Raw genomic sequence first — 17,144 nt, forward strand, 5'->3', positions numbered from 1 at the left:
AAAACGAACGGCGGCCGCTCCAATGCTGGAGCGGCCGCCGCATTCTCGGGTCGGCTCAGAAACGGGTCGAGACGCGTACGCCCGCAGTCATCGGACGCGCGGTATAGACGCGGTAACCATCGCCAGTCACCCGCAGACCCAGATCCGGCACTTCGTCGGTGACGTTGTCGACGAAGATGCTGGTATCCCAGGCGCCGACGCGCACGCCGAAGCGCACTCCCATCATGAAGTAGTCATCCAGCTCCTGATAGTTGGTCGGGCCGAACGAGCTGTTGAACGCCGTGTACGACACGCTTCGATAATTGAAGTTGGCGTTTGCATAGCCCGTGACCTCGGACGAGAACGGAATCTCGTACTGAGCGGAGCCCGCCATCGACCATTTCGGGCTGTACGGAATGCGATCGCCCTCGAGGCCGTACGGCGTCGAGGGATCCGGCGGGATCGGCATGTCTTCCGACAGGCGCGAATCGGTGTACGTCGCACCGACCATCAGCGTCAGGCTATCGGTCGGCTGCGCGTTGATCTGCAACTCCAGGCCGTTGACGTAGCTCTTACCGGCGTTGCCGATGAACGCGAAGATGGCGTTCGGATCCTGCAGCGAGATCTGCTGATCCGACCAGTCGATACGATACACCGACAGCTCGGTGTACAGCGCGCGATTGAACATGTAGCTCTTCACGCCCAACTCGTAGTTCCACAGCGTATCTGAGCCGTACTGGGCCGGCACGCTCACCCCGCGAGATGCCGCCGAACGCCAATCGTTCACGCCACCGGGACGGAAGCCCGAAGCGATGCGGGCATAGAACGTCGTGTCGTCGGTGGCCGCATACGCCAGTGCAAAGTTGTAGCTGAGCTCGTCTTCGCTGATGGTCTCGTCGAGCAACACGCGATCCACGGTCTGCGGCGGACGGGCCAGCTCCTGCGTCTCGATCTTGCCCTCGAAGATATCCGCGTCGTAGTAGCGGATGCCGACCGTGCCGGTCCACTGCTCCGCGAACTTGTATTCGACTTCGGTGAACAGCGCCAGCTGATCGATGTTGGTGTTGCTGAAGCCCGAATTGATGTCGTTCCCGGCGAAGCCGGTGGCGACGCAATCGTTGTGGAACCTGCAGGGCGCGACGCCGCTGTCATCGAACACGAACAAGGCGGCGTTCGTGACCTCGGATTCGAGCTCGGCGTAGAACGCGCCGGCGACGACCTGGAACGGACCATCGAACGACGAAGCGAAGCGCACTTCCGAGGACCAGTTGGAAATCTCCTGGCCTTGGTGATACGCGAGGTCGAACGGCAAGCCGAAGAAGCGTGCGGTCGGCGTGCTATCGCGCGAGAAAAACAACTCGCGATCCATGTACGAGCTGGTCGCGGTGAAGGTGCCGAAGTCGGTGGTGTAATCCGCCACCAGGCTGAACAGCTGGGTCTCGTCCTCGAAGGGCTCGAGCGTCGGCGAAATGTTTTGATAGTCGGGCTGACCGAACTCGAAATACTGCGAGCCGTCCGCCTCGGTCTCCTGATACAGGCCGGTCGCGGTGATCTTCAAAGCATCGGTGAGCTGCGAGGCCAGGATCAAGCGTCCGCCCCAGATGCTCTGGTCGTTGACGTTCTCCTTGAAACCGGCCGAGCTGGTCTGGTCGATATAACCGCCGCCGGAATCGCCCCACACCACGGCGCGCGCACCGAGCTTGTCCTGGATCAGCGGGACGTTCGCCATGAACTCGCCCTGAAACAGCTCGTTGCCGTCCTTGACGGTCGCGGCCGAGCCGCTGAAGCCGAACGCTGACTGCGACAGGTCCGGCTTGTTGGTGATGAAACGCACCGTACCGCTCATGGAGCCGGCGCCGAACAGCGTGCCCTGCGGACCCTTGAGCACTTCGACCCGCTCCATGTCGTGCAGCTGGATGTTCGGCTGATTGTCGCTGCCGCCGTCGAGGCCGAGGCCGGTGATGACTGCTTCGTCGAAGTACAAGCCGACAGTGGGCTTGCCCGAGGAGGAAATGCCGCGGACGATGATCTGGTTGTCACCCACGCCGCGGTTGTTGACCTGGATGGACGGATCCAAGCGCGTAAAGCTCTCCAGCGAGAACGCCTGGCTCTCGCGAATGGCGTCGCCGCTCACGGCGGCAATGGCCGCGGGAGTGTCCTTCATCGTCGTTTCGCGCTTGGTGGCGGTGACGACGATTTCCTCGACGACCGCATCCTGCGCATTCGCCACGGTGACCACGGCGGTCGCCGCCAGCGCGACGGCCTGGCCGATCCGGACGGCGACCCGGCTACCAAGCCGATTAGTGCTGACTCTCATGCAAGCTCCTCACAGTTATGCGACGCGACCGGCGTCGCGCATCCCCAACCCAACTTTCCGCACTGCAACTTGCATACCACCATTCGAACCGACGATACGATGGTATTTTTGTATGATGTATGACGATCATAGAGAGCCTGGCACTGACAATTCAAGCCTGGCTCATGTCGGAATGCGCGCGAAGTTGGTGCCGTGGCGCACAGTTCATGCACCGTTGGTGCGCGCTTCGATCTGAGGAAGAGAATTCGCAACCGTCCGAGTCGAGAGGAAAGGCCGTGTCGAAGACAAAAGCCCACTTCGCGTTCTATGTAGCGATCCTTGCGGCAAGTAGCGGCGCGTACGCGTCGCAGAGCTCCGTCCCCGTGGCAACGCTGGACACTCAGATTGGCGCCGCGATTCCCTGCGAGCGCCTGGTCGAGGAGGATTTCAAGAACACCTTCGAAGCGCCGCTCTCGGTGCTTTCGGCAAAGCGAGTCCCGGCGAAGGACGGCGCTGCCGAATATTGCGCCGTCACCGGCGTCATTCAGCCGCAGATTCAGTTTGAATTGCGCTTGCCGAGCCAGAGCTGGAACGGCCGCTATTTTCAGACCGGCTGCGGCGGCTTCTGCGGCGTCATCGGCATCAACAATTGCGCCGATGCGCTGGCCGACAACTTCGTCGTCGCCGCTCACAACATGGGTCACGTCGGACTGGTCGTCAAAGATCCTGTCTGGGGGAGCGATCCTACGCTCCGCGAAGACTACGCTGGCCGTTCCACGCATTTGATGTCCGTTGCCGGTAAGGCGCTGGCCGAACGTTACTACGGTAAGAGACCGGCGCGCTCGTATTTTCGCGGCTGTTCGACCGGCGGTAGAGAGGGACTTACCGAAGCACAACGCTATCCCGGCGACTTCGACGGCATCATCGCAGGCGATCCCGCGTTCCCGGGCCGTCTCGGCGCGATCGCAAACAACTGGGATGCACAGAAACTGCTGCGTGACGACGGCTCCGAAGTCTTTACGCCCGCCAAGCTCGCCGTGCTGAATGCCGGCGTCATGAAATCGTGTGACAAGCTCGACGGCCTCGTCGACGGCATCCTCACCGATCCGCGTGCGTGCACGTTCGACCCGGCCAAGCTTCAGTGCAAGAAAGACGACGGCCCGGATTGTTTGACTGCCGAGCAGGTCGCTGCGGCAAAGGCGCTCTACAGTGGACCGGTCAACGGCAAGGGCGAGAAGCTGATGCCCGGCGCGACGCCTTACGGCAGCGAGCTTTCATGGAGCGGTGCTGGCCGTCGCTCGCTCGCGGAAGGCTATTTGCGTTATCTCGCATTCCCGACGAATCCGCCCGCCGATTACAACTATCGCACTTTCAACTTCGACACCGACGTTGAGAAGACCGAAGAAATGGCCGCCTTGTACGATCCGGTCGCTCCTCACAAAGCGCCGGATCTGCGCGAGTTCGAACAACGCGGCGGCAAGCTCATCGTGTATCACGGTTGGGCCGACGCCGGCGTCTCACCGATGGCGCTGCTCGATTACTACGCCCATGTAACCTCACGTCAGGGCGGCGGTGAGAAAGTGCGGGACTGGTTCCGCGTGTTCATGGTTCCTGGAATGTTCCATTGCCGCGGCGGCAACGCGCCGAACACGTTCGAGCTGCTGCCTGAACTGGTGAAGTGGGTCGAACAAGGCCAGGCGCCGGAGCGCGTTGTCGCTACGCAAAGCGGCCCGGAGGGCGTGATCCGCACTCGCCCGCTGTTCCCGTATCCTGCTTATGCGAAGTACACAGGCAAGGGTGATGTGAATAGCGAAGCGAACTGGGTCAAAGCATCGCCGAAGAAAGAACCGGACGATCGGTTGGATTGGGCGCGGGCGCCGAAGTAACTCTCTTGAGCCCGGGCGCGTCGACTGTGCACGCGCCCGGGTTGGTCGCTTTGCGCTAAGAAAAGCGGATCATCTCAACCTTGACGGCGGTCACGATTCTCTGCGTGCCTTCATCTAGTATGTAGATGTCACACAACCGCGCAAAGAACAACGAACGCTGCCATGAAGCCGCTCAGCAAACTCAGACGTCTGAATCTTCGGGAGATCTGGGCCAAGGAGGCAGGCGATTTCACTCCCTGGCTCGCCGACAATATCGAGGAACTCGGCGCCGCACTTGGAATGGAACTGGAACTCGAGGCCAGAGAAGCGAGCGTTGGCGATTTCTCTCTGGATCTGTTGGCGAAAGACCTTGGGAGCGGCCGTGCAGTCGTCATAGAGAACCAGCTCACGCAGACCGATCACGACCACCTTGGCAAGCTTCTAACGTACGCCGCGGGATTCGGAGCGGCGGTTGTCATCTGGGTCGCGGAGACCATCCGTGAAGAGCACCGCCAGGCGCTCGAGTGGCTGAATCAGAGAACCGACACCGAGACTGAATTCTTTGGCGTCGTGGTGGAGGTCCTGAAGATCGATGAGTCGAATCCTGCGTACGACTTCAGGCCGGTCGTTTTCCCCAACGAATGGCAGAAGACCAAACGGAGCCAGTCTGCCGGCCGCATCTCGACGAAGGGCGAGGCCTACCGGCAGTATTATCAAACGTTGATCGACGAGCTGCGTGAAAAGTACAAGTTCACCGGCGCCCGGATCGCGCAGCCTCAGAACTGGTATACCTTTTCTGCTGGTACGTCCGGCGTTCCGGTCAGCGCAGTCTTCGCAGGCGATGGCACAGCTCGAGTCGAGCTGTACATCGATCTCGGCGCTGTCGAAGAGAACAAGGCGTTGTTCGACTGGCTGCGCAATCAAAAGGACAGCATCGAAGGTCAGTTCGGCTTTCCGCTTGCTTGGGAGCGCCTGGACGGCAAACAAGCTTGCCGGATTTACGTCAGCCGCAGCGGCAGCATAGAAAGCAGCATGGAGGAGCTGGAGCAGGTCAGACAGTGGCAGATCGAAAAGCTGCTGCTCTTCAAGAAGATTTTCGCTCCGCTGGTCAAATTCGGCCTGAAGCAGATCGCTTGACCATTGATTGACGCAACCTTTCACCCACTCGCTACGTCCGAAGCAATTGCAGAAGCACGGAGCAGAAGGATGAACAATAAATGCGTGGCAGCTGTCTTACTGTGTGTTGCCCTTGGTGGCGCAGCCAGTGCACCGGCGCAGGAGCGGCGCCAGATTCCAGAGTTTCGTACCTATGGCAGGCCAGCTTCGACCGAGGATGAAAGAGCGGTCGATGCACTGATCCGCAATTTTGAAGAAGCCTGGGGTCGACAGGACACCTCGGCGCTGGTCGCGCTGCACGCCGAAGATGTCGAATGGACCAACGCGTATGCACGCATCATACAAGGCGCAGAGCCGCTCGGACGGTTCCTGGAACAGCGGCTGTTCCCTGGCTTCGATCCGGCCGTTTCGCGACAAGAAGCGGCGAACATGAAAATCATCTCCAAGCGCTTCATCGGCAGTGATGCCGCTGTCGTTCACCTATATACCGACGGGCAGCGCGGAGCCTCGCGAAACGCGAACGAGGAAACCAGGAGAACTCATATGCACCTGGTACTGGAGCGCAAAGAAGCGGGCTGGCGAATCGTGCACACGGCAATCATGGACGCCAGATAACTGGATTCAGCTACGGCATGACCCACATGCCAGACATAAAAAAGCCGGGCGAGGACTTTCATCCCGCCCGGCTTTGCTCCGTCGCGCGTTGGTTGATTAACGCGTCACCAAAATCTTCTTCACCCAGCCGCCGCCGTTGCTGGATTCGATCTTCAGGTAGCCGTCCTGCTCTTCGCCCATGAAGATCATCTCTTCGCCCTTCGACAGGGTCGCGACCGTCTTCGAGGTTTCGCTGGGCGAGGAGTACACCTTCAGGTTGCCGAGCTTCGGCACGATGGTGTCGCCTTCGTTGTACACGGCGCCGCTCTTGGTCTTCTTGCCCGCCTCTTCCGCGAGCGTGCCCACGTCGCGTTGCAGGTGAGGCTGATTGCGAACCGAGCGCACGATGTTGTTGTAGTTGTCCGCGAGGCTGGCCGTGATCACTTTGCCTTCGTTGGTCTTGGTGTAACCGCCGAGCGCACCGGCGGCGCTATTACCGAACAACGCCGTGCCCAGCTTCAGATCCGCCTTCTTGGCGTTGCCTTCGGCGGAAGCGACCTGAACGCCTGAGCGCGCATCGGTCACGAGCATGCTGGTCTGCGCTTCTTTGAACTTCAAACCGCCGGCAACTGCGCCCAGCACGCGACCCTTGGAGCCAGGCAGCAGGCCGCCGAGTGCGCCACCGACGCCGCCGGCATCGTTCTCGGAAAACACAACGGCCGGCGTGAGCACGAAATCGGCACTGACCATCTGGCCGCCGCCCATGTTCGAGCCCTGACGCAATTCACCTGACTCCTGCAGCGCGCGCTCTTGCATCATGTTCTGCATGCCGATGCCGCGCTCCACGACGATGAAACAGTTCGACTGCTGGACCATCATGCGGATCAGCCCGGTGGGCGACTGCAGGCCATATCGAGACAGCGACTGCGCCACATAATCTTGTGGCTCGACCACAGCGATCGCGCCCATGGGCTTGTCACAATGTTCCACGCCATCCTGCGCGCTTGCGACCAGCGGCAATCCCAGCAATGACAACGCGGTGGCGACAGCAGCGCGCACACCCAGCGTCTTCACCCCTGAAACACGGGCCGATACGAACTTCATAACTTTCTCCCAACGAGATGAGCAAGCAGGCGCTCGGAGCGCGCCGACGGTGCGAAATGTTTGATTTAAAGCCAGTTTGGGCCGCCGGTTGCTACGCTTCAGGATCTGAGCACTTAGCTCGGAGTCGGTCAAGCAGACAGCTCCCATTTGAAGTCTGCTGAGCGCGCTCGTTGCCCGGTGTGTGGCGGTCCGCCATAGTCCGCGCATCATTCCAGCCAACTTCCCGGCTGGTAAATGCAACTAACGTACATTGCCGGTCGCGCATGCCAATCCATCGAGTCGTTCATCGATCCCTGCTGTTCCTGACGCTCGCCACCCTCGCCGCCTGCGGCGACCGGAGCTCGCCCGAGCAGCAGGTGCGAGCGGTCATCGAACAAATGGAGCAAGCCGCCGAAGACCGCGACGTTGGCGGCCTGCAGGCGCATCTGTCCGAGGATTACCGGGACGCCAATGGAATGGGAGCTGAAGAGGCCGCGCGCTATGCGCGGGGCTACTTCATCGCCAACCAATCCATTCATCTGCTGACGCGCATCGAGGAACTGACTTTCCCGAGCGACGGCGAAGCCAGAGCCCGAGTGCTGGTCGGCATGATGGGCCGCGACGCCGCGGCCACGAATCAATGGGACCTTGCCGGCGAGCTGGGCACCTTCAAAATCGCCCTGCGCCGGGAGGATGACGAGTGGAAAGTGACCTTCCTGGAGGTCATGCGGAAATAACGCCGGGGGTCTTGTCTTTCGCGGCGCATTGACGCAGGGACCGACCTCTGTAATATGACTGCCATTCCTTCGGGTTGTATTCAACGCGCTTGTCCGCGTCGAGGCCCTGGCCGGCCTTGCGCTGCGCCGACCTTCGCGAATCAACCCTACTGAATCAATGAGTTAGACCGTGATCGCGGTGTCAGCACCGCAGATCGTACGCCGCGCGCCGCGGCGACGGTCCCGCGCCGAGCCGCCTCCTGGGATGCAGTCACCACCGCTGCCCCTGCCGAGACGAATCGATGCGCGGCCCTGGCCATGCCTGTCGCTCGCAGCGATTGTCCCGGCCAGACCGAATTTCCCGATGATGGTAACGGTAGGCCAACATGACTAACGGCACTGAACGGGCCTTCAAGGAAGAGGCCGCGAACGAGGTCGCCCTGAAGGGGCGAACCACCCGTCCAGAAAAGCAGGGTCTTTACGATCCCGCATACGAGCACGACGCTTGCGGCGTCGGCTTTGTCGTAGATATTAAAGGCCGAAAATCGCACAAGATTCTGCAACAGGGCCTGCAGGTCCTGACCAACCTGGATCACCGTGGCGCGTGTGGAGCCGAGACCAATACCGGCGACGGCGCGGGCGTGCTGCTCCAGATGCCGCATCAGTTCCTGGTGGCGGCGGCGAAGAAGTCGCGCATCGATTTGCCCGAGCCCGAGCATTACGGCTGCGGCATCGTCTTCCTGCCGCGCAATCCGACGCTGCGTCGGCGCATCGAAGAGCGCTTCGAGCAGATCGTGCAGTCCGAAGGTCAGACGGTGCTCGGCTGGCGCACGGTCCCGACCAACAACTCCTCGCTGGGTGATACGGCGAAATCGTGCGAGCCGTATATGCGGCAGGTGTTCGTCGGCCGCAATCCGGCGCTGCCGGACGCGCTGGCGTTCGAGCGCAAGCTGTATGTGATCCGCAAGCGCGCTTACAGCGAGATCCGCACGTCGACGATGGAAGGCGCAGCGTCCTGGTACGTCGCGAGCCTGTCCCATAAGACCCTCGTTTATAAGGGCATGCTGCTGACCGAGCAGCTCGGCCCCTACTTCCCGGATCTGCAGGATCCGACGATGGAAACGGCCATCGCGCTGGTGCACTCGCGGTTCAGCACCAACACGTTCCCGAGCTGGGATCGCGCCCATCCGTATCGTTATGTCGCGCACAACGGTGAGATCAACACCGTGCGTGGCAACGCGAACTGGATGCACGCGCGCGAAGCGCTGTTCCACTCCGAAGTGTTCGGCGAGGACATGCCGCAGATCCTGCCGATCATCAATCCGAACGGCAGCGACTCGGCGATGTTCGACAACACGCTCGAGCTGCTGGTGCTGGCGGGCCGCTCGCTGCCGCACGCCATGATGATGATGATTCCCGAGCCCTGGTCGAATCATCAGACCATGGACGACAACAAGCGCGCGTTCTATCAGTATCACTCGTCGTTGATGGAGCCGTGGGACGGCCCGGCAGCGATCGCGTTCACCGACGGCAAGCAGATCGGCGCCGTGCTCGATCGCAACGGCCTGCGTCCTTCGCGCTACTACGTGACGAAGGATGGCTTGGTCGTGATGGCATCCGAGGCAGGCGTGCTCGACATCACCCCGGAGAACGTGCTGTTGAAGGGCCGTTTGCAGCCCGGCCGCATGTTCCTGGTCGACACCGAGCAGGGCCGCATCGTCGAAGACGAAGAGATCAAGAAGGCCATCACCACCGAGCGTCCGTATCGGCAATGGCTGAACGATCATCTGGTGCACATCAACGATCTGCCGACCGCGCCCGAAGTGCCGGCGCCGGATCACGACACGCTGCTGCAACGTCAGATCGCGTTCGGCTATACGTTCGAAGACGAACGCATGATCCTGACGCCGATGGCGCAGAACGGTGTGGAAGCAGTGGGTTCCATGGGCAACGACACGCCGCTCGCGGTGCTGTCTAACAAGCCGCGCCTGCTGTACGACTATTTCAAGCAGCTGTTCGCGCAAGTTACCAATCCGCCCATCGATAGCATTCGCGAAGAGATCATCACGTCCGCGGAAACGCGCCTGGGTTCGGAAGGCAACCTGCTGAACCCGCAGCCGGCGGACTGCCGTCGCCTGGAAGTGAAGTGGCCGATTCTCACGAACGAGGAATTCGCCAAGGTCCGCCGCATGGATTTGCCGAACCTGCGCGTCGGCGTGCTGCCCAGCCTGTTCCGCGTGACCCGCGGCGAGAAGGGCCTGGTGAAGTCGATGGAAGAAATCCGGCTGATGGCCCGCCGCATGATCGAGGAAGAGGAAGTGAACGTCCTCATCCTCAGCGATCGCGGCGTGAACAAGGAGTTCGCGCCCATTCCGGCGCTGCTCGCGGTCGCCGGCCTGCATCACTATTTGATCCGCGAAGGACTGCGCACGCGCGTCAGCCTCGTGATCGAAACCGGTGAGGCGCGCGAAGTTCATCACTTTGCGTTGCTGATCGGCTATGGCGTCAGCGCGATCAATCCTTACGTCGCGTTCGAAACCATCGACGGCATGATCCGCGACGAGCGCATCACCGGCATCGATCACAAGAGCGCCTGCAAGAACCTGGTGAAGGCCGCGACCAAGGGCATCATCAAGGTGATGGCGAAGATGGGCATCTCGGCCATCCAGAGCTATCGCGGCGCCCAGGTGTTCGAAGCGGTCGGTCTGCGTCAGGACGTGATCGACGAGTACTTCACCTGGACGGCCTCGCGCGTCGGCGGCATCGGCATGGATGTGATCGCCCAGGAAGTGCTGGTGCGTCACCGCGCCGCGTTCCCCGAGCGTCCGACCGACCGTCACACGCTGCCGGTCGGCGGCCAGTATCAGTGGCGGGCCGATGGCGAATATCACCTGTTCAACCCCGAGTCGATTCATCGGCTGCAGAAGTCCGTGCGCAACGGCAACTTCAACCAGTTCAAGGAATACTCGAAGCTGATCAACGAGCAGTCGACCAACCTCTGCACGCTGCGCGGCCTGTTGGACTTCAAGTCCGGCGAAGCCGTGCCGCTGGAGGAAGTCGAGCCGATCGAGAACATTATGAAGCGCTTCAAGACCGGCGCGATGTCGTACGGCTCGATCAGCCAGGAAGCGCACGAGACGCTGGCGATCGCGATGAATCGTATCGGCGGCAAGAGCAACACCGGCGAAGGCGGCGAAGATCCGGTGCGTTTCAAGCCGATGCCGAATGGCGATTCGAAGAACTCGGCGATCAAACAGGTCGCCTCGGGCCGCTTCGGCGTCACCAGCGAATACCTGGTCAGCGCCAACGAGATCCAGATCAAGATGGCGCAGGGCGCGAAGCCTGGTGAAGGCGGTCAGCTGCCCGGCACCAAGGTGTATCCGTGGATCGCGAAAACTCGCCACACCACCGCGGGCGTGGGTTTGATTTCGCCGCCGCCGCACCATGACATCTACTCGATCGAAGACCTCGCCGAGCTGATCCATGACTTGAAGAACGCGAACCGTCACGCTCGCATCAGCGTCAAGCTGGTGGCCGAAGTGGGAGTCGGCACGGTTGCTGCGGGCGTCGCCAAGGCGCACGCCGACGTGGTGCTGGTCAGCGGTCACGACGGTGGCACGGGTGCATCTCCGCAAACGTCACTGGCTCACGCCGGTCTGCCCTGGGAGCTCGGCCTCGCCGAGACTCACCAGACGCTGGTGATGAACAACCTGCGTAGCCGCATCGCTGTCGAAACGGACGGTCAGTTGAAGACGGGTCGCGACGTTATCGTCGCCGCTCTGCTCGGCGCCGAAGAGTTCGGCTTCGCGACGGCGCCGCTGGTCGCGACGGGCTGCATCATGATGCGCGTCTGTCACTTGAACACCTGCCCCGCCGGCATCGCGACTCAAGATCCGCGTCTGCGCGAGAAGTTCGCGGGCAAGCCGGAGCACGTCGTCAATTTCATGCGCTTCATCGCCATGGAAATGCGCGAGCTCATGGCGCAACTCGGCTTCCGCAGCGTCGACGAGATGATCGGTCGTGTCGATCGGCTCGAGCCGCGCAAGGCCGTGAATCACTGGAAGGCGCGTGGTCTGGATTTCAGCAACCTGCTGTATCAGCCCGATTCGAGCGACGGCTCGCCGCGCTTCAAGCAGATGGAACAGGATCACGGCCTGGAGAAGTCGCTCGATCTGACCCGGCTGCTGGAGATCTGCAAGCCCGCGATCGAGCGTGGCGAAAAGGTCGTCGCCGAGCTGCCGATTCGCAATGTGAATCGCGTGGTCGGCACGATCACCGGCAGCGAGATCACTCGCAAGTACGGCGCCGCCGGCCTGCCCGAAGACAAGATCCAGATCCGTTTCAAGGGATCGGCGGGTCAAAGCTTCGGCGCGTTCCTGCCGCGTGGCATGACCTTCTTCCTGGAAGGCGACGCCAACGACTATCTCGGCAAGGGCCTTTCGGGCGGCAAGCTGATTCTGTTCCCGCCGGCCGGTTCGACGTTTGTTTCTTACGAGAACATCATCATCGGCAACGTCGCGCTGTACGGTGCGACCAGCGGCGAGGCGTACATCGGCGGCATGGCTGGCGAGCGCTTCTGCGTTCGTAACAGCGGCGTGCACGCTGTCGTCGAAGCCGTCGGCGATCACGGTTGCGAGTACATGACCGGCGGTCGTGTGATCGTGCTCGGACCCGCCGGCCGCAACTTCGGCGCTGGCATGTCCGGTGGTGTGGCGTATGTGCTCGACGAGCACGGCGACTTCCACACCAAGGTCAACCAAGAAATGGTCGATGTTGGCCCGCTGGCAGAGCCGGAGGAGATTGCCGCGGTCGGCGCGATGATCGAGCGTCACTACGGCTACACCAAGAGCGCTCGCGCGCGACAGGTGCTCGATAACTGGAATGACATGGTGAAGAAGTTCGTTCGCGTGCTGCCGCGCGACTACAAGCGCATGCTGGCTTGTATCGCCCGCGCCCACGAACAAGGCCTCACCGGCGACGACGCGATCATGGTCGCGTTCGAAGAGAACGCCAAGGACACGGCGCGCGTCGGTGGTAACTGATGACCCTCGCCATTCATGATTTAGCCACGAGCCAATTTCGCCATGGGTAAGCCAACAGGATTCATCGAATATCTACGCGAGCTGCCGGTCGATCGGACCCCGCAGGAGCGCGTCAAGGACTGGAAGGAATTCCATCACCACATGGAAGACAAGCGGCTGCGCCATCAAGCCGCTCGCTGCATGGATTGCGGCGTGCCCTTCTGTCACACGGGCAAATTGATCAGCGGCATGGCCTCCGGCTGTCCGGTGAACAATGTGATTCCGGAATGGAACGACCTGGTCTATCGCGGGCTGTGGCGCGAAGCGCTCGACCGCCTGCACATGACCAACAACTTCCCCGAGTTCACCGGCCGCGTGTGCCCGGCGCCGTGCGAAGGCTCGTGCGTGCTCGGCATCAACAATCCTCCAGTCACGATCAAAACGATTGAAAATGCCATCGTTGACCGCGGCTGGGAGGAAGGCTGGGTATTGCCCGAGCCGCCGAAGACTCGCACCGGCAAGCGCGTGGCTGTCATCGGCTCCGGCCCTGCCGGTCTCGCCGCTGCGGCTCAGTTGAACAAGGCCGGTCACACCGTGACCGTACTCGAGCGCGCGGATCGTCCGGGCGGCCTGCTGATGTACGGCATTCCGAACATGAAGCTCGACAAGAAGGACGTGGTCGAGCGTCGCTTGAAGTTGATGGAGCAGGAAGGCATCAAGTTCATCTGCAACGCGAACGTCGGCGACAACGTCGAGCCGCAGCTGCTGCGTAAGGACTTCGACGCCATCGTGATCGCGACCGGCGCCACGCAGCCTCGCGATCTTCCTGTCGACGGCCGCTCCTCCACGGGTGTCCACTTCGCCATGGAATATCTCACCGGCAGCACGCAGGCGCTGTTGAACGGCGGCGTCGACCACGCCCCGATCCACGCTCGCGGCAAGGACGTGATCGTCATCGGCGGCGGCGACACCGGCACCGACTGCGTCGGCACGGCCATGCGCCAGGGCTGCAAGTCGGTCACTCAAATCGAAATCATGGCGCAGCCGCCGATGGATCGCGCTAATGACAATCCTTGGCCGGAATGGCCCAAAGTCTACAAGATGGATTACGGCCAGGAAGAAGCCGCCGCCAAGTTCGGCGCCGATCCTCGCACGTATCTCACGACCGTGAAGCGCTTCGGGGTCGACGCTGCTGGCGCGGTGAAGGAAGTGGTCACCGTGCAGATCGATTGGCAGAAGAATGACAAGGGCGCGTTCGTTCCTGTCGAAGTGCCGGGCACGGAGAAGGTTTATCCCGCTCAGCTCGTCCTGCTGGCCATGGGCTTCCTCGGCCCCGAGCAGATGCTACTGAAGGATCTCGCCGTCGAGACCGACGCCCGCAGCAACGTGAAAGCCGATCACGGCAAGTTCACTACTAGCCTCAAGGGCGTGTTCGCTGCCGGCGATTGCCGTCGCGGTCAAAGCTTGATCGTCTGGGCCATCAACGAAGGCCGCGGCGCGGCGCGCGAGTGCGATCGATATTTGATGGGGACGACGGAGCTTCCCTAAGTTGTTAGGACCCGAGGGGACCTTTGCGGTCCCCTCGTGATACGACGACACGGCTTCTTCAACAGAATCATCTTCGACTCCCCGCCCAGCATTGGCCTGCAGAGCGCTGACCCGGACTGATTTGCCGCAAGGCTAGGTTGTCACAGCCACCACTTGGGCAGTGGCCGACGACCGCATTTATGTCCGCGTTGGGAAGAGTACGCTTGCAGGCTAGTCGCGAAAGCTCAAGGCCAGCACAGAATCCTGCTTGACCTCATTGCGACGCCAGTTGACGAACGCGGAGCACTCGATGAGTGCCGCATATTGTTCCGGGCAAGTGCGTCGGAACTCGCGGACGTGATCCAGCTGCAGAGTGATCACCGTGCCGGGAGCGCAATGAACCTTCGTCATGCCTTCCTCGGGAGCATCCAGAGACGTCAGGCAATCGATCCAGGCGCTGATGTTCTTGCCATAGGAGTCCGGAAACCCGAACGCCTCTGCAAAGACCGAATGAAACGAAGCCCAATCGGTGATGCGCGCGCAATCGACCTTAACGCTGGTCACGATCATGCTGGATCCCTCACGAGCGGCAGTTCCAATTCAAGACTTGTCCGCGATCAATCGAAGCTGACCGCGCGGTCCCGGCCCGATCGAAGCGCGAAGCCCGGCTTTGGTAAAGATTCGACACATCTGTTCCGGTTCGAGACGGAGCTTCGGATAGCTGCTGACCTGCATCGACCAGCCAGCGCCGGTCAGCTCATGCACGATGTCGTGCACCACAACCTTGTCATCGGCAGCCTCGAGAAAGCAGGTGTGAATACGCGTGGCGTCGCTGCGCACCGGAATGAACCGAGCCGGTCCCTCGGGTAGCTTCGTATAGTCACGAAACGTCGCGACGAACCGGCCACCGGCAGCCAGCGTCGACGCGATGTCACTTGCCAGGGAGGCGACAGCATCGATGCTATCCAGGTGAGTCAGCGTATCGCCCATACACAGGATCAAATCGGCCTGGCGCTGCGAAGGCAGATGGTCCTTGAAACGCGTCAGATCCGCGGCAACTGTCTCGATCGGCAAACCGGCCGCACTGCTGCGCAGCTGCTCGAGTAAATACAGCGAAGAGTCGATGGCAAGCACTTCGTGTCCTGCTCGAGCCAGCGGAATGGCGTGCATCCCGAACCCCGCGCCAAGATCTATAGCAAAGCCAATATTCTTCGAGACGCCGTCGAGATCGGATGCGCCGTTTCGCACAGCGACCTCGAACCCGCCGGCCATCCAGAGATACACGCGAGCCAGCAGGGTTTCGTAGTGCGCAGAAACTGAATTCATATTCAATCAACTCGCCGGGTTCGCCGCGGTGGATTCACTGGATGTTTCTTCGAGTGGGCTGGTCGCTTTCCCTTCAAGCTCATCTCGGCTGTCGTCAGGCCGAGCAGGCGACGGAAGGTTGGACATTCCATATGGCTCGGCGCGGGGCACGCGGCGGCGTGGCGCAGGCCGTCGCGCATGGCGGTTAGCTTGCGGATGGTTGCATCGAGCTCGTCGGCCTTGAGAGCGAGCATTTTGCGATCGATCTGCAACTTGCCGTCCGGCGCGAACATCTGCGCGATCTCGTCCAGGGAGAGGCCCGCGGATCGGCCCATTGAGATGATCGCCAGCCGTTCCAGCACCGAGGCTGCAAACAGGCGGCGCAGCCCATGCCGGCCTATGGAGGAGACCAGGCCCTTCTCTTCGTAGTAACGCAACGTCGAAGCAGGGACGCCGGACCTTTTTACGACCTCAGCAATGTCCATGCTCTTGACCTCAAGTTGACTTGAAGTGGCACTCTGCCAAGCCAGTGGAGGTTTGGAAAGAGCGAGGTGCGATTCATGAACGTGGTGCTTGCAATGATCGTCACCGGCCTCGGCGCTACCGCAGTCATGGACGTCTGGGGTGCGATCCGCAAGCGGCTGCTAGGCATCCCACCCGCGGATTACGCCATGGTCGGCCGCTGGATCGGCCATATGGCACACGGCACGTTTCGCCACGACCGGATCGCGACCGCTACGCCGATTCCGGGAGAGCGCGCCATTGGCTGGATCGCACACTACGCCATCGGTGTCGTGTTCGCGGCCGGGCTGATCTGGATCGCAGGCTTGCAATGGCTTAGCCGACCAACGCTGGCTCCGGCGCTGGCATTCGGGCTCGGCACCGTGGCCGCGCCATTCCTGTTGATGCAACCGGGAATGGGCGCGGGCGTAGCGGCGTCACGCACACCGAAACCTTGGTCCGCGCGACTTCAGAGCTTGATCACTCACGCGGTTTTCGGCTTCGGCTTGTGGGCTACGAGCTGGGCGCTTCAGCAGGGCTGATCCCGAACACGGCAGAGTCATGAGTTCCGGCGAAAGATGCCGTATTCTTTGCAAACACACGCCGGAGCCGATCATGCCTCGTTACGTTGCCTTCCTGCGGGGCGTGAGCCCGATGAATGCGAAGATGCCGGAGGTGAAGCGGGCGTTCGAGAGCGCGGGCTTCACCAATGTCAAAACCGTGCTCGCCAGCGGCAATGTGGTGTTCGACTCGCCCGCCAAGTCGGAAAAAACCTTGGCACGGCAGGCCGAAAAGGCGATGGAGCAGCACCTCGATCGCACCTTCATGACGATCGTGCGATCTACCAAGGCATTGCAAGCCCTGATCGACGCCGATCCCTACGGTGAATTCCGCCTGCCGGCGAAGTCGAAGCACGTCATTACTTTCCTTCGCGCGGCGCCAACAGCCAAGCTGTCGCTGCCCATCAAACTAGATGATGCACGCATCCTGGCCGTGCGCGGTCAAGAGATCCTCACGTCATACGTGCCGCACCCCGGCTCGCCCACATTCATGCGCCTTATCGAGAAAACCTTCGGCACGGAAATCACGACACGGACGCTGGACACAGTGAAGAAGTGCGCGGCGGCTTAGCCGGAGCGCA

At 61.5% G+C, this 17,144-nt stretch carries 13 protein-coding genes; 8 read left to right on the forward strand and 5 right to left on the reverse strand.

Annotation, left to right across the window (positions count from 1 at the left end; all coding sequences use genetic code 11):
• Positions 1 to 55: 55 nt before the first annotated feature.
• Positions 56 to 2,296: a TonB-dependent receptor gene (locus tag EK373_RS03005; RefSeq protein ID WP_129641257.1), complete on the reverse strand. Its 2,241-nt coding sequence runs from the start codon at positions 2,294 to 2,296 to the stop codon at positions 56 to 58.
• Positions 2,297 to 2,571: 275 nt separating this feature from the next.
• On the opposite strand from EK373_RS03005, the gene EK373_RS03010 reads away from it, so the two are divergent.
• The 3 genes from EK373_RS03010 to EK373_RS03020 all read left to right on the forward strand — a co-directional run bounded on the left by EK373_RS03010 (position 2,572) and on the right by EK373_RS03020 (position 5,871).
• On the forward strand, positions 2,572 to 4,161 hold the full coding sequence (locus tag EK373_RS03010; protein ID WP_198683038.1) for a tannase/feruloyl esterase family alpha/beta hydrolase: 1,590 nt from the start codon (positions 2,572 to 2,574) through the stop codon (positions 4,159 to 4,161).
• Positions 4,162 to 4,323: 162 nt separating this feature from the next.
• Complete coding sequence (locus EK373_RS03015) at positions 4,324 to 5,277, forward strand: DUF4268 domain-containing protein (protein WP_129641259.1); 954 nt, start codon at positions 4,324 to 4,326, stop codon at positions 5,275 to 5,277.
• A gap of 69 nt (positions 5,278 to 5,346) precedes the next feature.
• Positions 5,347 to 5,871, forward strand: a complete 525-nt coding sequence (locus EK373_RS03020) for a YybH family protein (protein ID WP_198683039.1) — start codon at positions 5,347 to 5,349, stop codon at positions 5,869 to 5,871.
• Between the two features lie 96 nt (positions 5,872 to 5,967).
• Here EK373_RS03020 and EK373_RS03025 read toward each other — a convergent pair whose 3' ends face one another.
• Positions 5,968 to 6,954, reverse strand: coding sequence for a CsgG/HfaB family protein (locus EK373_RS03025; protein ID WP_157994199.1), 987 nt, complete (start codon positions 6,952 to 6,954; stop codon positions 5,968 to 5,970).
• Between the two features lie 263 nt (positions 6,955 to 7,217).
• On the opposite strand from EK373_RS03025, the gene EK373_RS03030 reads away from it, so the two are divergent.
• The 3 genes from EK373_RS03030 (at position 7,218) to EK373_RS03040 (ending at position 14,218) form a co-directional block, all read left to right on the forward strand.
• Positions 7,218 to 7,670, forward strand: a complete 453-nt coding sequence (locus tag EK373_RS03030; protein ID WP_129641262.1) for an Rv0361 family membrane protein — start codon at positions 7,218 to 7,220, stop codon at positions 7,668 to 7,670.
• 365 nt (positions 7,671 to 8,035) lie between these two features.
• On the forward strand, positions 8,036 to 12,691 hold the full coding sequence (gene gltB, locus EK373_RS03035) for a glutamate synthase large subunit (RefSeq protein ID WP_129641263.1): 4,656 nt from the start codon (positions 8,036 to 8,038) through the stop codon (positions 12,689 to 12,691).
• A 42-nt stretch (positions 12,692 to 12,733) separates the two neighbouring features.
• A complete protein-coding gene (locus EK373_RS03040; RefSeq protein WP_129641264.1) occupies positions 12,734 to 14,218 on the forward strand; it encodes a glutamate synthase subunit beta in 1,485 nt (494 codons plus the stop codon).
• A gap of 210 nt (positions 14,219 to 14,428) precedes the next feature.
• On the opposite strand, the gene EK373_RS03045 is transcribed toward EK373_RS03040, so the two are convergent.
• The 3 genes from EK373_RS03045 to EK373_RS03055 are packed head-to-tail and all read right to left on the reverse strand — an operon-like array spanning position 14,429 to position 15,987.
• The gene (locus EK373_RS03045) at positions 14,429 to 14,767 is read right to left on the reverse strand and encodes a barstar family protein (protein ID WP_129641265.1); all 339 of its coding nucleotides are present in this window, start codon (positions 14,765 to 14,767) and stop codon (positions 14,429 to 14,431) included.
• 30 nt (positions 14,768 to 14,797) lie between these two features.
• Complete coding sequence (locus EK373_RS03050; RefSeq protein WP_129641266.1) at positions 14,798 to 15,523, reverse strand: class I SAM-dependent methyltransferase; 726 nt, start codon at positions 15,521 to 15,523, stop codon at positions 14,798 to 14,800.
• A 2-nt stretch (positions 15,524 to 15,525) separates the two neighbouring features.
• Positions 15,526 to 15,987 (reverse strand): helix-turn-helix domain-containing protein, encoded by a 462-nt coding sequence (locus tag EK373_RS03055; protein ID WP_129641267.1) that lies wholly within the window; start codon positions 15,985 to 15,987, stop codon positions 15,526 to 15,528.
• 75 nt (positions 15,988 to 16,062) lie between these two features.
• Here EK373_RS03055 and EK373_RS03060 point away from each other — a divergent pair, with 75 nt between their 5' ends.
• Together EK373_RS03060 and EK373_RS03065 are read left to right on the forward strand one after the other, a co-directional pair.
• Positions 16,063 to 16,545: a DUF2938 domain-containing protein gene (locus EK373_RS03060; protein ID WP_129641268.1), complete on the forward strand. Its 483-nt coding sequence runs from the start codon at positions 16,063 to 16,065 to the stop codon at positions 16,543 to 16,545.
• Positions 16,546 to 16,618: 73 nt separating this feature from the next.
• Entirely contained in the window at positions 16,619 to 17,134 is a 516-nt protein-coding gene (locus tag EK373_RS03065; RefSeq protein WP_129641269.1) for a DUF1697 domain-containing protein, read from the forward strand.
• Positions 17,135 to 17,144 lie beyond the last annotated feature (10 nt).

Origin of the sequence: Peristeroidobacter agariperforans, assembly GCF_004138335.1 — a bacterium.
GTDB classification, from domain to species: domain Bacteria; phylum Pseudomonadota; class Gammaproteobacteria; order Steroidobacterales; family Steroidobacteraceae; genus Steroidobacter; species Steroidobacter agariperforans.